General features: G+C 74.1%; 16 protein-coding genes. 10 read left to right on the top strand and 6 right to left on the bottom strand.

Annotated elements, in window-relative coordinates; translation table 11 throughout:
* Window positions 1-89: 89 nt before the first annotated feature.
* Window positions 90-698 (bottom strand): TetR/AcrR family transcriptional regulator, encoded by a 609-nt coding sequence (locus tag OHV05_RS33115; RefSeq protein ID WP_405020996.1) that lies wholly within the window; start codon window positions 696-698, stop codon window positions 90-92.
* 121 nt (window positions 699-819) lie between these two features.
* On the opposite strand from OHV05_RS33115, the gene OHV05_RS33110 reads away from it, so the two are divergent.
* Both OHV05_RS33110 and OHV05_RS33105 read left to right on the top strand, forming a co-directional pair.
* The gene (locus OHV05_RS33110; RefSeq protein ID WP_405020995.1) at window positions 820-2328 is read left to right on the top strand and encodes an APC family permease; all 1509 of its coding nucleotides are present in this window, start codon (window positions 820-822) and stop codon (window positions 2326-2328) included.
* A gap of 8 nt (window positions 2329-2336) precedes the next feature.
* Window positions 2337-3236 (top strand): carbon-nitrogen hydrolase family protein, encoded by a 900-nt coding sequence (locus OHV05_RS33105; protein ID WP_405020994.1) that lies wholly within the window; start codon window positions 2337-2339, stop codon window positions 3234-3236.
* On the opposite strand, the gene OHV05_RS33100 is transcribed toward OHV05_RS33105, so the two are convergent.
* Both OHV05_RS33100 and OHV05_RS33095 read right to left on the bottom strand, forming a co-directional pair.
* Complete coding sequence (locus OHV05_RS33100; RefSeq protein ID WP_405020993.1) at window positions 3204-3980, bottom strand: RimK family alpha-L-glutamate ligase; 777 nt, start codon at window positions 3978-3980, stop codon at window positions 3204-3206. The two genes, OHV05_RS33105 and OHV05_RS33100, sit on opposite strands and share 33 nt — an antisense overlap.
* Before the next feature lie 8 nt (window positions 3981-3988).
* Window positions 3989-4867 (bottom strand): RimK family alpha-L-glutamate ligase, encoded by an 879-nt coding sequence (locus tag OHV05_RS33095; RefSeq protein ID WP_405020992.1) that lies wholly within the window; start codon window positions 4865-4867, stop codon window positions 3989-3991.
* Window positions 4868-5134: 267 nt separating this feature from the next.
* On the opposite strand from OHV05_RS33095, the gene OHV05_RS33090 reads away from it, so the two are divergent.
* From OHV05_RS33090 to OHV05_RS33065, 6 genes are all read left to right on the top strand, one after another.
* The gene (locus OHV05_RS33090; RefSeq protein ID WP_405020991.1) at window positions 5135-5827 is read left to right on the top strand and encodes an AAA family ATPase; all 693 of its coding nucleotides are present in this window, start codon (window positions 5135-5137) and stop codon (window positions 5825-5827) included.
* A gap of 80 nt (window positions 5828-5907) precedes the next feature.
* Window positions 5908-6657 carry a hypothetical protein gene (locus tag OHV05_RS33085; RefSeq protein ID WP_405020990.1) on the top strand — a complete coding sequence of 250 codons (750 nt, stop codon included), beginning with the start codon at window positions 5908-5910 and terminating at the stop codon, window positions 6655-6657.
* 58 nt (window positions 6658-6715) lie between these two features.
* Window positions 6716-6847, top strand: coding sequence for a hypothetical protein (locus OHV05_RS33080; protein WP_403035639.1), 132 nt, complete (start codon window positions 6716-6718; stop codon window positions 6845-6847).
* 264 nt (window positions 6848-7111) lie between these two features.
* Window positions 7112-8485: a discoidin domain-containing protein gene (locus OHV05_RS33075; protein WP_405020989.1), complete on the top strand. Its 1374-nt coding sequence runs from the start codon at window positions 7112-7114 to the stop codon at window positions 8483-8485.
* On the top strand, window positions 8485-9789 hold the full coding sequence (locus OHV05_RS33070; RefSeq protein WP_405020988.1) for an MFS transporter: 1305 nt from the start codon (window positions 8485-8487) through the stop codon (window positions 9787-9789). Before OHV05_RS33075 ends, OHV05_RS33070 begins: the two co-directional genes overlap by 1 nt.
* On the top strand, window positions 9786-10775 hold the full coding sequence (locus OHV05_RS33065) for a hypothetical protein (RefSeq protein WP_405020987.1): 990 nt from the start codon (window positions 9786-9788) through the stop codon (window positions 10773-10775). The genes OHV05_RS33070 and OHV05_RS33065 overlap by 4 nt, the downstream gene beginning before the upstream one ends.
* 28 nt (window positions 10776-10803) lie before the next feature.
* Here the strand turns inward: OHV05_RS33065 and OHV05_RS33060 are convergent, their stop codons facing one another.
* Complete coding sequence (locus tag OHV05_RS33060; protein ID WP_405020986.1) at window positions 10804-11454, bottom strand: response regulator; 651 nt, start codon at window positions 11452-11454, stop codon at window positions 10804-10806.
* 42 nt (window positions 11455-11496) lie between these two features.
* Complete coding sequence (locus tag OHV05_RS33055; RefSeq protein WP_405020985.1) at window positions 11497-13101, bottom strand: sensor histidine kinase; 1605 nt, start codon at window positions 13099-13101, stop codon at window positions 11497-11499.
* A gap of 167 nt (window positions 13102-13268) precedes the next feature.
* Between OHV05_RS33055 and OHV05_RS33050 the strand changes: the two genes are divergently transcribed.
* A complete protein-coding gene (locus OHV05_RS33050; protein WP_405020984.1) occupies window positions 13269-14201 on the top strand; it encodes a polysaccharide deacetylase family protein in 933 nt (310 codons plus the stop codon).
* Window positions 14202-14294: 93 nt separating this feature from the next.
* Here the strand turns inward: OHV05_RS33050 and OHV05_RS33045 are convergent, their stop codons facing one another.
* Window positions 14295-14456: a hypothetical protein gene (locus tag OHV05_RS33045; protein WP_403035659.1), complete on the bottom strand. Its 162-nt coding sequence runs from the start codon at window positions 14454-14456 to the stop codon at window positions 14295-14297.
* A gap of 106 nt (window positions 14457-14562) precedes the next feature.
* Between OHV05_RS33045 and OHV05_RS33040 the strand changes: the two genes are divergently transcribed.
* Window positions 14563-16803 (top strand): molybdopterin cofactor-binding domain-containing protein, encoded by a 2241-nt coding sequence (locus OHV05_RS33040; protein ID WP_405020983.1) that lies wholly within the window; start codon window positions 14563-14565, stop codon window positions 16801-16803.
* Window position 16804: the final 1 nt, after the last annotated feature.

The raw sequence follows: 16804 nt of genomic DNA, 5'->3' as shown, positions 1-16804 counted from the left end.
CCCGGCCGGGAGCCCCCACGGGCCCCGGCCGGGCGGGCGTCGGCCAGGGCGGGCGACCAGGGCGGGCGGACGTCGGCGGGCCGGCCCGGTCAGCTCCGGCTCGCCGGGTCGTAGCCGGTCGCCGCGCGGGCGTAGGCGCCGAGCGCGGAGATCACCTCGACCCTGGTCCGGCGGCCGGCCAGCACCTCCATCTGGTACCCGTCCTCCATCGCCACGAAGTTGGCCGCCAGCAGCCGGGGCGGGTCGTTCAGGGTGAAGTGCCCCTGCGCCTGACCAAGCACCAGAATGCCCGCGTAGACCGCGATCTGACGCTCCGTCAGCGCACTGTCCAGCGCCGCGGCCCGGGCGTCCCGCAGGCAGCGCGGCCAGTACTCGAACAGCAGCCGGGTCAGCGCGTCCTCCGGCCCGCCGGCCACCCCGTTGTCGATGCAGGCCGCGAGCTTGTCCCGGGCGTCGGCGAACCGGTCGGCCGCCGCCTCCCGCTCCTGGCTGTAGCGCTCGATGGCCTGCTGGTACGTCGCGTGCACCAGCCCGTCGAGGTCGCCGTAGTAGAGCACGGCCGCCGGCGTCACCCCCGCCTCCTCGGCGATGTCGCGCAGCCGCAGCCCCTCCAGCCCCCGGGTCAGCAGCGCCCGCTGCACCGCCTCGCCGAGCTCGGCCCGCCGGGCCTCGCCGCCCTTGCCCTTCTTCGCCGCCACGTCGGCCTCCGTCCCTGCCGTGTTCTCTTCCGGTTTAACAATAGCGCTCCAGCCCTTGACCACAGCGACGCACTCCTCTTAAATCCACGTTTAACAAGCGGCCAACCCCGAGGAGCGCGCCATGACGACGAACCCGACCGACGTCGAGGACAGACCGGGTCCACCGGCCACCCGCACCACCGACAAGGGACTGCGCGGCGGCTCGGTGGGCCTGGCGGCCGCGGTCGCCCTCGGGCTGTCCTCGGTGGCCCCCGCCTACAGCATCGCGGTGACCCTGGGGCTGGTGACCCTGACCGTCGGTCAGCTGGCCCCGGCCGCCCTGCTGCTCGGCTTCGTCCCGATCCTGCTCACCGCCTTCGCCTTCCGCGAGCTCAACCGGGAAATGCCCGACTGCGGGACCGGCTTCGTCTGGACCACCCGCGCCTTCGGCCCCTCGGTGGGCTGGTTGGCCAACGGCCGGGTGCCGCAGATGGCCACCCAACTCGCGATGGCCGCGCTCGCCCGGGTCGGCGCCTCCTACCTGCTGGACCTGCTGGGCCTGACCGGCCTCGCCGACTCCGAGGCGGCGGTCGCGGTGACCGCCCTGCTGCTGCTGGCCGGCGCCACCGCGACCGCGCACCGCGGCCTGCGGCTGGCCGCCTCGGTCCAGTACGTGATGCTCGGCCTCCAGCTGTTCGCGCTGCTCGGCTTCGGGGTGGCCGCCTTCCTCCGCCCCGGCGCCGAGGCGCCCTCGCCGGCCTGGCTCGACCCGCTGGGCTTCGCCGACTTCGGTTCCTTCGCCGAGGCGGTGCTGCTCTGCCTGTTCATCTACTGGGGCTGGGACGCGCTGATCACCGCCAACGAGGAGACCAGGGACGGCAGCCGGGTCTCCGGCCAGGCCGCCGTCATCTCCACCCTGATCCTGCTCGGCAGCTACCTGTTCACCGCCTTCGCCGCGATCGGCTACGCCGGGACGGGCGACACCGGCATCGGCCTGGGCAACCCGGACAGCGCGGGCGACGTCCTGGCCACCCTCGCCCCGCCGGTGCTCGGCACCGCGCTCGCCAAGGTGATGCAGCTGGCGGTCTGCGTCTCGGCGGTCTCGGCCCTGCTCACCAGCCTGGTCAGCAGCTCGCGCGGCGCCCTGTCGATGAGCGCGCACGGCGCCCTGCCGGCCGCGTTCGCCCGGATCCACCCGCGCCACCGCACCCCCGGCTTCGGGACGGTCTTCTTCGGCACCGCCACCGCCGCCCTGCTGGTCCTGCTCACGCTGCTCCCCGGCGCCTTCCTGGGCGACGCCATCCTCTGCGTCGGCCTGCTGATCGCCTGCTACTACGGCACCACCGCGCTCACCTGCGTCTGGTACTTCCGCTCCCGGCTCCGCGACTCCCCGCGCGACCTGCTGCTGCGCGGGGTGCTGCCGCTGCTGGGCGGGCTGGCGATGCTGGCCGCGTTCGTCCGCAGCGCGGTCGACATGTACGACCCCGGCTACGGCAGCACCTCCTTCCACGGCGTCGGCGGGGTCTTCCTGCTCGGCGTCGGCTCGATCGCCACCGGCGCGCTGGCCATGCTGGCCGCCCGCACCCGGTTCGGCCGCTTCTTCCGTGACGGCCGGACCGCCGTCACCCGACTCACCGTCACCGAGGACTGATCAGCACCATGCGCACACTCGCCGTCGCCGCCGTCCAGACCAGCCCCGTCCCGTACGACCCCGAGGCGAGCTGGCAGCGCTTCGCCACCCAGGTCCGGTCCACCCGGGCGCTCTTCCCGCACGTCCAACTGGTCGTGGTGCCCGAGCTGTTGCTGGCCGCCGAGGGGCCACTGCTGGCGGACGCCCCGGCCGACTGGATGGAGCGGGTCGCCGTCCCGATCCCCGGGCCGCTCACCGACCGGATCTGCGCGCTGGCGGTGGAGACCGGCCTCTGGCTGATCCCGGGCAGCCTGTTCGAGCGGACCCCGGACGGGACCGTCCACAACACCGCCGTCGCGGTCTCCCCGCAGGGCGAGATCGTCGCCCGCTACCGCAAGATCTTCCCCTGGCAGCCGTACGAACAGGCCACCCCGGGGAGCGAGTTCGTGGTCTTCGAGATCCCCGGCCTGACCCGGATCGGCCTGGCGATCTGCTACGACGGCTCCTTCCCGGAGACCGTCCGCCAGCTCGCCTGGCTCGGTGCCGAGGTGATCGTCCAGCCGACCCTGACCCCCACCAGGGACCGGGAGTTGGAGCTGGTCTGCGCCCGGGCCAACGCCTGGACCAACCAGGTCTACGTGGTGAACGTGAACGCCGCCGACCCCGCCGCCGTCGGCGGCAGCGCGATCGTCGACCCGGAGGGCATGGTGCGCCAGCAGGCGGGCCCGGGCGAGGAGATCCTGGTGGACGTGCTCGACCTGGACGCGGTCACCCGGGTCCGCCGGTACGGCTCCACCGGGCTGAACCGTCCCTGGGACCAGCTCGCCCGCCACGGCGGACAGATCGAACTCCCGATGTACGGCGGCAGTTTCCGCACCCCGGCCTGGCTCGACGGGTCACTGCCCCCAGCCACCGCCCGCCCCGCGTAGCCAGCGGGCGCCCTCCCGGGCCGGGCCCGGGACCTGCCGTTGCACCAGCCGGACCAGCGCCTCCGGGGCCCCCAACTGGCCCCGGATGCCCGGGAAGGCGTTCACGTCCACCACCAGCGGTTCGCCGTCCACCTCCAGCACGTCCACGCCGTAGATCTCCAGACCGAACACCTCCCCCGCCCAGAGCGCCAGTTCGGCCAGCTCCAGCGGGACGGTCCAGCTCTCGCTGCCGGAACCGGCCGCCAGCTCGGAGCGGCGGAGCTCGCCGAACACCTGCCGGCCGACCACCCAGAGCTTGCGGTCCCAGCCGTCGCCCGGCGCGAACTCCTGGTGGATCAGCGGCTCGTCCGGCCACTGCCGGCGCAGCTCGTCCAGTTCGGCCCGGTCCAGCACCTTGGCCACCAGGTCGTCCTTGCGGCTGTGCCGGCTCTTCACCACCAGCGGGTAGCGCAGCGCGTTCGGCGACAGGGACGGCGCGAACGGCAGCCCCGCCGTCCCCGCCAGCTCGGCCATCAGCGCCCGGTCCTGGCAACGCTCGGTGGCGGCGGCCGAGTTGAGCACCACCGCGCCCGCCGCCTCCAGCCGCCGGGCCAACGCCAGCGCGGCGGGGGTGCGGGCCTTGAGCAGGTAGACGTCGGCCGGGTCGGCCGGGTCCGGGGCGGCGAACTCCACCCAGTGCCCGACCGCCGTGAGCAGCGCCGCCGTCGCGGTCAGCAGCGGGTGCCGGGGGTCGCGGGCGATCACACCGACCCTCACCGCACGCCCCCGCCCACCGGGTCCAGCTCCACCCGGGGCACTGGCAGCACCGTGGCCGGTGACGCGGCGCCCCGCCGGGCCAGGTTGATGATCGCCCGGGCCACCCGGGGGACCGCGTCCGGCACCTGACGGAAGCTCGGGAAGTCGTTCACGTCCACCACGATCGGCCCGTCCGGGCCGATCACCACGTCCACGCCGTACAGGTCGAGCCCGTAGACCGCGCCGACCTCGGCGGCGATCGCGGCCACCTCGGCGCTCAGCGGCACCGGCCGCTCCTTCCGCTTGCCCGGCACCAGCGGCGAGGTCCGTTCGGTGCCGAACAGTTCGCCGTCCACGCAGTAGACCTTGAGGTCGATGCCGGAGTTCTGCACCCAGGGCTGCGCTATCAGCATCCCCTCGCCCGCGAACTCACCGGCGGCCAGCACCAGTTGCCCCGGATCGTCGACCCGGTGCACGGACCTCCCCTGGCTGCCCTCGGCCGGCTTCACCACCAGCGGGTAGCGGTCGGCGGGGATCTGCGCCAGATCCGACAGCCGGGCCGCCGCCCAGGTCTCGGGGACCGGCAGGCCAAGACCGGCCGCCCGGACCGCCGCGCTGGCCTTGTCCCGGACGCACCGGATCGACCGGGCGTCGTTCACCGTGGTCAGCCCGGCCGCCGCGGCGGCCTCCAGCAGGCCGAGCCCCGGGCCGCCGGAGACGGTCTTCAGCACCCACGCGTCATGGCTGCCCGCCCGCACCAGGCGGCCGAGGTCGAGCAGCGAGCCGCCCGGGCGCAGCACGTCCACCCGGTGGCCCCAGTCCGCCAGCTGCCGGACCACGTCCACCGGTATGCCGTCGTTCCGGTACTGCTCCTCCACCAGAAAGCAGAACCTCATCCGTACCGCCCCCTACCCCGCCCACTGTCTGCCCGTCCGAGACCGACCAGAATGCCACGAACCCGCCAGCCAAGATCATTCGCACCGCAAGGAAACGGCAACAGTCCGGCCACGGTGTCCTCCGCAACGTCACGACCCGGTCCCGAAGCCGCTGCGGGCGGGTGCCGGTGGGACACGGGCCGGTCCGCCGTCGGCCCGGCCCATTACTCTTTCTTGGTGAAGGCGGGCCCGATCAGGGCAGGTCTTCGGGATCGTGGAGGAGGGGCAGTGCACGAGACCGCCAGTCCGGGCCCCGTCCGGACGACCGTGGCCGGCCCGCGGGTGCCCGGCCGGCCCCGGGGGCCGCGCGGGCCGGGTGGGCCCGAGCCGCTGCGACCGCACGGGTTGCACGACCTCCGCCGGGGGCCCACCCCGGCGGTGCTGCACTACCCGGCCGACGACCTGGTGGTGGTCTCCGGTCTGCCCGGCAGCGGCAAGAGCACCCTGATGCGACGCTGCGCCGGCGCACCGGTGATCGACTCCCAGCAGAGCCGCGAGCACTGGGCGGCCCGCCTGCCCGGCTGGCTGCCGTACGCGCTCTACCGGCCGCTGGTGCGGCTGCGGCACTACCTGCGGCTGCGCCGCGCCCTGCTGACGGGTGGTCCGCTGGTGGTGCACGACTGCGGCACCCTGCCCTGGGTGCGCGGCTGGCTGTCCCGCACCGCCGCCCGGCAGGGCCGCCGGCTGCACCTGATAGTGCTGGACAGCAGCCCGCTCCAGGCCAAGCAGGGCCAACGGGCCCGGGGCCGCCGGGTCTCCGCCTACGCCTTCGCCCGGCACCGGCAGGCCACCGCCCGCCTGCACGCCCGGCTGGCCGCCACGGCCGGCCCGGTGGACGGCTGCGCCAGCACCGTCCTGCTCTCCCGGCCCGGTGCCCTGGAACTCCAGCGGATCGGCTTCGGCGAGCGGCGCTGCGCCTGAGCCACGGCGGGTGCGGCAGGACGGGTGAGCCGCCGGGCGGGTCGCACGGCGCGCCGGGGTCGGCTGGCTAGGGTGCGCTCATGCCCCAGACCTCACGTGAGGCGCGTCTGCGCCGGCTCGCCGAGCGGCTCGGCACCCAGCACCGCACCAGCGTCGAGCCGTTGTACGACCCGGCCCGGCAGAGCTGGACGCTCCGGTGGTACGACGGTCCGGCGGTGTCCGCGGTCCGGTCCGCACTGACCCAGGACGGGCCGGAGAACGCGACGGTGCTGGCCCGGCGCGACCTGACCACCCGGGCGCTGGCGCTGGCGGCGATCCGGGAGACCCGGGCGGGCGCGCTGCACCGCTGGGTGGGCAACTGGGGGCAGCGGTACCACCTGGAGCAGATGATCGGCGACCGGCCGTTCCCCGAGCGCACCGCCGACCAGCGGGAGGAGCGGATGCTCACCCGGCTGCTGGCAGCCGCCACCCTCGGGAAGTCGACCGCCCCGGACGAGAACCGGGCCTTCGAGCTGATCGCCCGGGACGGCATCGCCTGGCTGCTCCCGGAGCACCGGCTCGCCGAGCCGGACCGGACGGACGGCCTGGCGCTCACCCCGCTCGAGTTCCTGACCTCCCGTTACGCCACCGCCGAGCACCGGGCCGCCTGGGAGACCGCGCTCACCCCGATGCCGCTGAAGGCGGCGGTGGCGGCCGTCCGGGCCGACCCGGACGCCCCGCCGGAGGCCGCCAGGGCCGCACTGGATCTGCTGCCGACCCTGCGGGCCGCGCTCACCGCCGAGCTGGACCGGGCCGAGTCGGCGCTCGCCCGGGTGGCCGCCGAACGCTGAACGTTCGTACCGGAAGGCACACTTGACTGTTCGTTGACCACCCGGCTGAGATGGGCGGGTGAGCGAGAAGAGAGCATCCCGGCTGACCGGGATATCCGGCTGCGCGCTGATGGTACTGCTGGTCGTGGGGCTGATCCTGCTCCTGGTCTGGGCCCTCGGCGGCAGCGGCGCATCCTCCCAGTGGCACTGACCCCCGGAGGCGAACGGGCCTGGAACCAAAGCGGATCGAGCACTGGTAGGAAACTTTCCTAACCGCTAGCATTCACGGCGGCGGCCCGGCGCGGTGCCCTGACATCAGGTCATGACGTGCTCAGCGAGAGCTCTGACCCGGCCGCCGGAACGCCCGCCCTCGTCCGGGGCGCGGCGGTCCGCTCCGGTGCCCAGCTCTCGCCCCCTTCCCAGGCCAGGGAGTTCAGTCATGCGCCTGCACCCTCAGCTCCAACCTTCCCGCCGAATGCCCGGAACCACCCGCCCCGGCACGGTCGGTACCGTCCTCGCCGCCGTACTGCTGCTGGTGAGCGGCCTGTTGCTGGTCGCCCCCGAACGGGCCGGGGCCGCCGTCGACACCGTCATCTCGACCGGCAAGCCCGCCACCGCCTCCTCCACCGAGGGCTCCTCCTACGCCGCCCAGAACGCCTTCGACGGCAACCCGGCCACCCGCTGGGCCAGCGTCGAGGCCAAGGACCCGCAGTGGGTCAAGGTCGACCTCGGGAGCAGCGCCACCGTCAGCCGGGTCAACCTCACCTGGGAGGCGGCCTACGCCAAGACCTACCGGGTCGAGATCTCCGAGGACAACAGCACCTGGACCAGACTCGCCAACGAGACCGCAGGCAACGGCGGCACCGACGACTGGACCGGCCTCAGCGGCAAGGGCCGCTACCTGCGCGTCTACGGCACCGCCCGGGGCACCGCGTACGGCTACTCGCTGTTCGGCGTCGACGTGTACGGCAACTTCGGCGGCACCACCACCCCGACGCCCACGCCCACCCCGTCCCCGAGCCCGAGTTCCTCCCCGACCACGCCGACCGGTGCCTTCACCGTCGTCGCGGCCGGTGACATCGCGGCCCAGTGCACCGCCTCGGACAGCGCCTGCGCCCACCCGAAGACGGCCGCGCTCGCCCAGCAGATCAACCCGAAGTTCTACCTGACGATGGGTGACAACCAGTACGACGACGCCCGGATCGAGGACTACCGGGCCTACTACGACAAGAGCTGGGGCGCCTTCAAGTCCAAGACCCACCCCATCCCGGGCAACCACGAGACCTACGACCCGGCGGGCTCGCTGGCGGGGTACAAGGCGTACTTCGGCGCGATCGCCTACCCGCAGGGCAAGAGCTACTACAGCTTCGACGAGGGCAACTGGCACTTCATCGCCCTCGACTCCAACTCCTTCGACCAGACCGCCCAGATCGACTGGCTCAAGGCGGACCTGGCGAAGAACGCCAAGTCCTGCATCGCGGCCTACTGGCACCACCCGCTGTACTCCTCCGGCGGGCACGGCAACGACCCGGTCTCCAAGCCGGTGTGGAAGATCCTCTACGCCGCCAAGGCCGACCTGATCCTGAACGGGCACGACCACCACTACGAGCGGTTCGCCCCGCAGGACCCGGACGGCAAGGCCACCTCGGCCGGCATCGTCGAGATCGTCGGCGGGATGGGCGGCGCGGAGCCGTACGCGATCGAGACCGTCCAGCCGAACAGCCAGAAGCGGATCAGCGGCGAGTACGGCGTGCTGAAGCTGGACTTCACCGACACCGGCTACGGCTGGACGTACGTCGGCACCGACGGCAAGGTCAAGGACACCAGCCCGAAGTACAGCTGCCACTGATGACCTACCTGGCGACCACCGGCCGCCGGGACGACGTACCCGCCCCGCCGCCCACCGGCGGCGGGGCGGGGCGCCGGATCCCCGCGACCGTCCTCGCGCTCGGCACGGTCAGCCTGGTCACCGACGTCTCCTCGGAGATGGTGACCGCCGTCCTGCCGCTCTACCTGGTGCTCGGTCTGGGGCTCTCGCCGCTCCAGTTCGGCTTCCTGGACGGCCTGTTCAACGCCGCCTCGGCCGTCGTCCGGCTGGTCGGCGGGCACGCCGCCGACCGCAGCGGTCGGCACAAGCGGATCGCCGGGATCGGGTACCTGCTCTCCGCCTGCTCCCGGCTCGGGCTGCTGCTGGCCGGCGGCGCGACGGCCGGTCTGGCCACCGCACTGGCCGCCGACCGGGTCGGCAAGGGCATCAGGACCGCCCCCCGGGACGCGCTGATCTCGCTCAGCGGCCCGCCCGAGACCCTCGGCCGCTCGTTCGGGGTGCACCGCGCCATGGACACCACCGGCGCCCTGCTCGGCCCGCTGGTGGCGTTCGCGGTGCTCTGGGCCACCGCCGACGCGTACGACGCCGTCTTCGTGGTCAGCTTCTGCATCGGGCTGCTCGGCGTGCTGGTCCTGCTGCTGTACGTCCCCGGCGGGCCGGGCGAACCCCCGCGCGCCCGGCCGGCTCCGGTCCGGCTCAAGGATCCGGTCCGACTCGACGATCCGGTCCGGGCCAAGGCGACCGCCCCGCTCCGCGACCCCGCCTTCCGACGCATCCTGGCCGCCGCCGCCCTGCTCGGCGCCGCCACCATCGGCGACTCCTTCGTCTATCTCCTGCTGCAACGCCAACTCGACCTCTCCCCGGGCTGGTTCCCGCTGCTGCCGCTCGGCGTGGCCGCGAGCTACCTGCTGCTGGCGATCCCGGCAGGCCGGATCGCCGACCGGTTCGGACGCCGACTGCCCTTCCTGTTCGGCCACCTGGCCCTGCTCGGGGTGTACGCCGTGCTGCTCACCCCGCTGCGGCCGATGGCGATCGTCCTGGTCCTGGCGCTGCTCGGGGTCTTCTACGCGGCCACCGACGGCGTGCTGATGGCCCTCGCCGGACCGGTCCTGCCCGCGACCGGCCGGGCCGCCGGTCTGGCGCTGCTGCAGACCGGCCAGGCCCTGACCCGCCTGCTCGGCACCGCCGGGTTCGGCGCCGCCTGGACCCTCTGGGGCCAACGCCCCGCCCTCTACGCGGCGGCGGCCCTGCTCGCGGTGGCCCTGACCGGCGGCTGGGTGCTGCTCAGGAATCCCGCACAGCCGGAAAGGACCACCACCTCGTGAACGCCCTCTCCCCCCGCCTCCGCCTCGCGGTCGTCCTGCTGGCCGTCCTGCTGCTCGGCGGCGGCTCGCTCGGCTACGTGCTCCGGGCCCGGGACCACGCCGAGCCCCGACAGGCCGCCGCCGACGCCTCGTTCACCCTGGCCGGCCCCCGGCTCTACTACCGGGACGCCGGCACCGGCCGGGTCGCGTACCGGGAACCGGCCCCGGCGGCCGCCCCGGTCGTCGGCGGCCCCACCTGCGAGCGCTTCCACGCCGCCGGGGACACCGCCCTCTGCCTCCAGCAGCTCCCCGGCCTGCCGGCCCGGGCCGACGCCGTCGTGCTCGACCGCCGGTTGCGGGAGACCCAGCGGATCACCCTCCCCGGCATCCCCAACCGGGCCCGGGTGTCGGCCTCCGGACGGATGCTCAGCTGGACCATGTTCGCCACCGGTGACTCCTACGCCACCTCCGCGTTCTCCACCCGGACCTCGATCCTCGACCTGAACACGGGTTACCTGATCAAGTCCATGGAGCAGATCCCGCTGACCATGGACGGCGCCCGCTACCACGCCCCCGACGTCAACTTCTGGGGCGTGACCTTCGCGAAGGACGACAACCGCTTCTACGCGACCGTCGCCACCAAGGGCCGCACCTACCTGGTCCAGGGCGACCTGGCGACCTGGTCCGCCACCGCCCTGCGGGAGAACGTCGAGTGCCCCTCGCTCTCCCCCGACAACACCCGGATCGCCTTCAAGAAGCGGGTCACCGAGGGCGCGGACTCGCCCTGGCGGCTCTACGTCCTCGACCTCCGCACCATGACCGAGCACCCCCTCGCCGAACCGCACAGCGTCGACGACCAGGCCGCCTGGCTGGACGACGGCACCATCGCCTACGCCCTCCCCGCCCCGGACGGCCACGGCACCGACGTCTGGTCCGTCCCCGCCGACGGCACCGGCGCGCCCAGCCTGACCGTCCCGGGCGCCTCCTCCCCGGTGGAGGTCGGCTGACCTCCGGTCAGACCCCGCTGCGCAGGGGTCAGGAGAGCGCGTCCCGCGCCAGCAGCGCGGCCTGCACCCGGTTGTCGCACCGGAGCTTGGCCAGGATGCGGCTCACGTACGTCTTCACGGTGGCCTCGCTCATGTGCAGTCTGGTGCCGGCGTCGGCGTTCGAGAGGCCCTCGCCGAGCAGGTCCAGCACCTCGCGCTCGCGTGCGGAGAGGGTGGCCAGCCGGCGCCGGGCGGCCTCGCCCCGGGCGCCGGCCGCCGGGGTGGCGGCCAGGCTGTCCACGATGTGCCGGGTGGCCGCCGGGGAGAGGAAGGCGTGGCCGCGGGCGGCGGCCCGGACGGCCAGGATCAGTTCGGCGGGGGCGGTGTCCTTGAGCAGGAAGCCCGCTCCGCCGGAGGTGACGGCCCGTAGGACGTTCTCCCGCTCTCCGAAGGTGGTCAGCACCAGGGCCCTGGCGCCGGGTGCGTAGCGGGGCAGTTCGGCCAGCGCGGTCAGGCCGTCCAGCACCGGCATCTGGATGTCCAGCAGCACCACGTCCACCGTGTGCTCCCTGGCCAGCTCCAGCGCCTGCTGTCCGTCGGCCGCCTCGGCGACCACGTCGATGTCCTCGGCGCTGGTCAGGATCATCCTGATGCCCGCCCTGATCAGCGGCTCGTCGTCGGCGACGAGGACTCGGATCACGTGCACCTGCCTCCGTCCGGTCGGGCGCTGCCGCCCGTCCTCTCAGTCGTCCGCACGGTACTGCACCTTCGCCACCAGCACGCCGTCGCGGAAGCACAGCCGGGAGACCCGGGTGCTGGCCAACTGGTCCGGCTGGTGGTCGGAGACGAACCACGAGCAGGAGCTGCCGGGCGGGACCTCCGGGCCCTTGCCCTCGTAGGCGTTGGTCACGAAGCCGCTCCCGGGCGGCAGTTGGGCGCGGATCTCGCTCTCGGACTGGCCGACCTGGAAGGAGTCGTACCGGCCGTCCGGCAGGGTGGCCCGGTCCAGCGACTCGAAGAACTTGACGCCGCCCCAGAGCAGCAGGCCGAGCACGCTGAGCAGCACGCCCGCCACCACCACCGCGCAGCCGAGCGCGGGCCGCCGCCGGGGCAGCCGCTCGACGGGGGCGGCGGGCAGGTCGGGGTCGTCGTCGGTGACCGGGCAGCCGGAGCCCTCGTACGGGAGCACGCCGGCCAGCCGGTAGCCGCCGTCGGGGGTGGGCCCGGCGTGCAGCATGCCGCCCAGCAGCCTGGTCCGCTCGCGCAGGCCGGTCAGGCCCTGGCCGCCGCTGACGGCGCCGGCGGGCGCGGGGGTGCCCGGGCCGTTCACCACCTCGACCAGCAGCGCGTCGGGCTCGTACCGCAGCGCGACGCCGATCGGGGCGCCGGGGGCGTGCTTGTGCGCGTTGGTCAGCGCCTCCTGGACGATCCGGTACGCGGCGTGGCCGGTGGCCGGGGTGAGGTCCCTGGCCTCGCCGGTCCGGGTCAGGCCGACCTCGGTGCCCGCCGCCCGGGAGGCGTCGGTCAGCCGTTCGATCTCGCCGACGCCGCCCGCCTCCTGGGGTTCCCCGGTGGACTCGTCGCGGAGCAGGCCGACCACCCCGCGCAGTTCGCGCATCGCGCCGACCGCCGCCTGCCGGAGCACCGTGACCGCCTCGCGCTGACCCTCGGTCAGGGTGCGGTCCACCTCCAGCGCGCCGGTGTGCACGGAGATCAGCGCGAGCTGGTGGCCCAGGCTGTCGTGCATGTCCTGGGCGATCCGGTGGCGTTCCCGCAGCCGGGCCTGCCGGGCGATCATGACGCGTTCCCGGAGCAACTGGTCGTTGCGCTCGTGCAGGGCGATCAGCAGGGTCCGGCGCTGGGCCCGGTACCGGGCGAACACGGCGGGCAGCACGGCCAGCAGCAGGAAGCCGCCGACCCCGACCCCGAGCAGGGCGGGCAGCGGCATGTCGTCCAGGTCGGTGAGCAGCGAGACGGCCGTCATCAGGACGAAGGAGACCAGGAAGACCGTCACCGCCACCCGGGCGTGGGTGATCCGGCGGCCGGCCGACCAGCTGGTGACCATCAGCAGCGGGAGCCAGCTCCCCAGCGTGCCGCTGCCGATCGCCGCGCCGAGCAGGGCCACGCCGGGCAGACCGCGCCGGAGCAGGAACAGCACCACCGCGCCGAGGCCGATCGCGGTGAACGGCACCGCGCCGGTCGAGCCGACCGCGCCCAGTCCGCCGCTCAGCACGCCCATCAGGAGCGCCGCCAGGCCCTCCCGGAGCAGCGCACCCCGGTTCCACGGTCCGGGCAGCGCTCTGGCCACCGCCGTTCTCGCCCCGCTCAGGATTCGCTCGCTCGCCACTCGTGCGAGCGTAGGCGACGTTCCGGCCCGACCGGCAGTCGCCTTTGGTCGCGAGCCGTCGCGACCAAAGTCGCGGTCCCCCGCCACTGCCCGGCCGGTACGTCATCCGGTGGACCGTCCGGCGCGCCTGCCCCGACTTCGCACTCGTGTCCGGATGATCAGCAGGTATGCAATTCCGATCACCTGCCTCCTGGGCTCAGCTGGCCACCGGACTCTGCCTGGCCCTCACCGCGGTCGGCTGCGGCAGCGCGGCGGACAGCGCGGAGACCACCGCCTCCCGGGCCCCGCAGCCGCCGGTGGCCCTGCAACCGGCCGTGCTGCCCGGCCGGGCGGCCGAGCAGGAGGGGAGCGCGCAGCGGGCCGGCACCGAGCGGATGCTGATCGCACGTCAGCAGGCCGAGCTGGCGCAGTCCTGGGGCCTGGCCACGGTGCCACTGGCGGCCCCGCCCGCCCCGGTCCGGAAGGCGGTGCTGGCGGCCGGACCGCACGTCACGGTGGCCGGGGCCGACCTGCCCGCGCTGGTGCGACGGGTGCCGACCGAGGACCGGGTGGTGTTCCTGACCGTGGACGACGGGAAGGAGAAGGACCCCAGGTTCAACCGGATGATGCGCGAACTCGGGCTGCCCTTCAGCGCCTTCGTCTCCGGCTACCTGGCCCGCAGCGACTACGGGTACTTCCGCGACCTGCACGACCAGGGCGTGCGGGTGAACAACCACACCCTCAACCACAAGGACCTGCGCAAGCTCGGCTACGCGCAGCAGCGCACCGAGATCTGCGGCCAGCAGGACGAGCTGGAACGCGAGATCGGGGTCCGCCCCGTACTGTTCCGGCCGCCGTACGGCGAGTACACCACCGACACCCTGCGGGCCGCCCGCTCCTGCGGGATCACGGCGGTGCCGATGTGGAACGAGGAGGCCTTCCCGGACCGGATGGAGTACCGCCTGGCCGACCAGCGGCTGCACTCGGGCGACATCATCCTGACCCACTTCCGGGGCACCGACGACTGGTCGGGTTCGATGACCGACCTGGCCCGCCAGGTCCTGCGGACCGTCACCGAGCAGGGCTTCGCCCTCGCCCGCCTCGACGACTACCTCGGCTGACCGCCGGTCAGCCCAGCCTCCTCCGGGCGCCGCCGCCGTACTGCGGCTGCGAGGGCGGGAGGTGGCGAAGCCGGCACCGGAGGGCCGGCCGGATCAGCCGGTCACCTCTCCGGCGCCGCCGCACCGCCCGCACGGCGAGAGGTAGCGGTGCACCCGCGCCACCTGGTCCCCCCGGCCGTCGGTCTCGACGGTGTGTTCGGTCTTCTCGGTCAGCCGAGCGCCACCGCATCCGGGGCAGACCTGCGTGTCCTTCATACCGTCACCTCCTGCATCCAGACGGTATCGCGCCCCGGGCGCGGGCGGTGCCGGACCACCCGACATCCGCGCTGACCGGCGGTCAGCCACCCCGCCCCGCCTGGTCATGCCCATGTTGACCTGCTGGGTGCCGCCTCCTAGGATCAGTCCGCTCCGCACCCCGTGGCCCGGAAAGGCTCTCGAAATCTCCAGCTCGCCGCAGGCCCTCGGCCGCCGCCGATTCCTCACCTACCTGGTGGCCGCCCCCGCCCTCGCGGTCGGCGCACAGCTCGCCCTGGACGCCGAACCGGCCCAGGCCCTGCCCGGGTTGCCGAGCCTCGCCGACCTGGGCGACGCGCTGATCCTGGCCGGGCTGCCCACCGCGCACCTGCTGGTGCTGGAGGTCACCGAGGCCGGCCGGGTGGTGCTCCAGCTCCCCCGGGTCGAGGTCGGCCAGGGCCTGACCACCGCGATGGCGATGCTGGTCGCCGACGAGCTGGACGCCGTCCTCACCGACGTGGACGTCCCGCTCTCGCCGGCCCGCCCCGAGCTACTGTTCGGTCAACTCACCGGCGCCTCCAACTCGGTGCGCTCGCTCTACGACCCGGTCCGGGCCGCGGCGGCCGCCGCCCGGGCCCGGTTGGTGACCGCCGCCGCCCGTCGCTGGGACCTGCCCGCCAGTGGCCTGCGCACCCAGGACAGCCGGGTGTACGCCCCCGACGGCCGCTCGGCCCCGTACGGCGAACTCGCCGTCGCGGCGGCCTCGGTGCTGGTCCCGGCGGTCTCCACGCTGCCCCGGCCCGCCGGGCAGCAGCGCCTGGTGGGTCGGCCCACCGGCCGGATCGACGCCCGGGACATCGTCACCGGCAAGGCCAAGTACGCAGGTGACCTGGACGTCCCCGGCGCGGTGCCCACCGTGGTGCTCCGGCCGCCCACCGTCAAGGGCACCGTGCGCAGTTGGGACGGCACCGCGGCCCGCGCCCTGCCCGGGGTGCTGGACGTCCTGGCGATACCCACCGGCATCGCGATCCTGGCCGAGACCTTCGACCAGGCGCTCAAGGCCAAGGCCGCCGTCCAGGTCAGCTGGAACCCGGGGCCGCTGGACGCCCTCTCCGACGCCGACGTCCGGGCCCGACTCCGGTCCGGCACCGCGCCGTTCGTGGTGCCGCCGCTGCTGAGCCTGAGCCTGGACGCCGAGTTCGACTTCGCCTTCGTCAGCCACGCGCCGATGGAGGTGCTCACCGCTGTCGCCGACGTCCGCCCCGACCGGGCCGAACTCTGGTTCGCCGCCCAGTCCCCGATCGTGTCCCAGCAGGCCGTCGCGGCCGTCCTCGGCCTGCCGGTCGACGCGGTGAAGGTGAACGTGGTCCGGGCCGGCGGCTCGTTCGGCCGGCGCCTGTTCGCCGACGCCGCGCTCGAGGCGGCCCGGATCTCCCGGGCGGCCCGACGGCCCGTCAAACTGATGTGGACCCGCAACGACGACATCCGGCACGGCCGGGTCCGCCCCGCCAGCCACCACCGGATCCGGGCCACCCACGCCCTCGGCCAGGTGCTCACCTACGAGCACCGGGTCTGCACCGTGCGGACTGACTTCGGGCACGGGCTCGGCGAGATGCTGACCGCCGCCGGGGCGTCCCTCCCGGTCGGTGCGGACGCGTTCTCCCAGGTCTTCTTCGACCTCACCCAGGAGCTCCCGTACGAGCTCGGGGTCACCACCCAACTCCTCACCGAGGTACCGCTGGACATCCCCACCGGGAGCTGGCGCTCGGTCTACTCGGGCCTGGTCCGGGTCGCCGACGAGGTGATGGTGGACGAGCTGGCCCGCGCCCTCGGCCGCGACCCGGTCGCCTTCCGGCGGTCCCGGCTGCGCGACGCGGGCGCCCGCGCGGTGCTGGACAAGGCCGCCCAGGCCGGGAGTTGGGGCCGCCCGATGCCCGCCGGGCACGCCCAGGGCATCGCCTTCCACGCCGAGCACCGCTCCAGCGTCGCCTGCCTGGTGGAGATCGACGCCACCGACCCGGCCCAACCCCGGGTCACCAAGGCGGTGGTGGCCGCCGACGTCGGCCGGGTGATCAACCCGCGCGGTCTGGAGGCCCAGCTGCTCGGCGCCGTCACAGACGGCATCTCGGTCACCCTGCAGGCCGGGCTGCACCTGGACCGCGGCGCGATCCGCGAGGGCAGCTTCGCCGACTTCCACTACGCCCGGCAGCGGCACAGCCCGCTCGCCTTCGAGGCGCACCTGATGCCGCCCAGCGGTCCGCCCGGTGGCGCGGGCGAACTCGGCGTCCCGGCGGCCGCCGCCGCGGTCGCCAACGCGTACGCCCGTGCCACCGGCACCAGCCCGCGCCGGTTCCCGATCAACCACTGAC

Source organism: Kitasatospora sp. NBC_00070 (genome assembly GCF_045041205.1).
Lineage (GTDB): Bacteria > Actinomycetota > Actinomycetes > Streptomycetales > Streptomycetaceae > Kitasatospora.
Note: the sequence above shows the minus strand (reverse complement) of the source record. Positions and strands in the feature narration are given on the sequence as shown.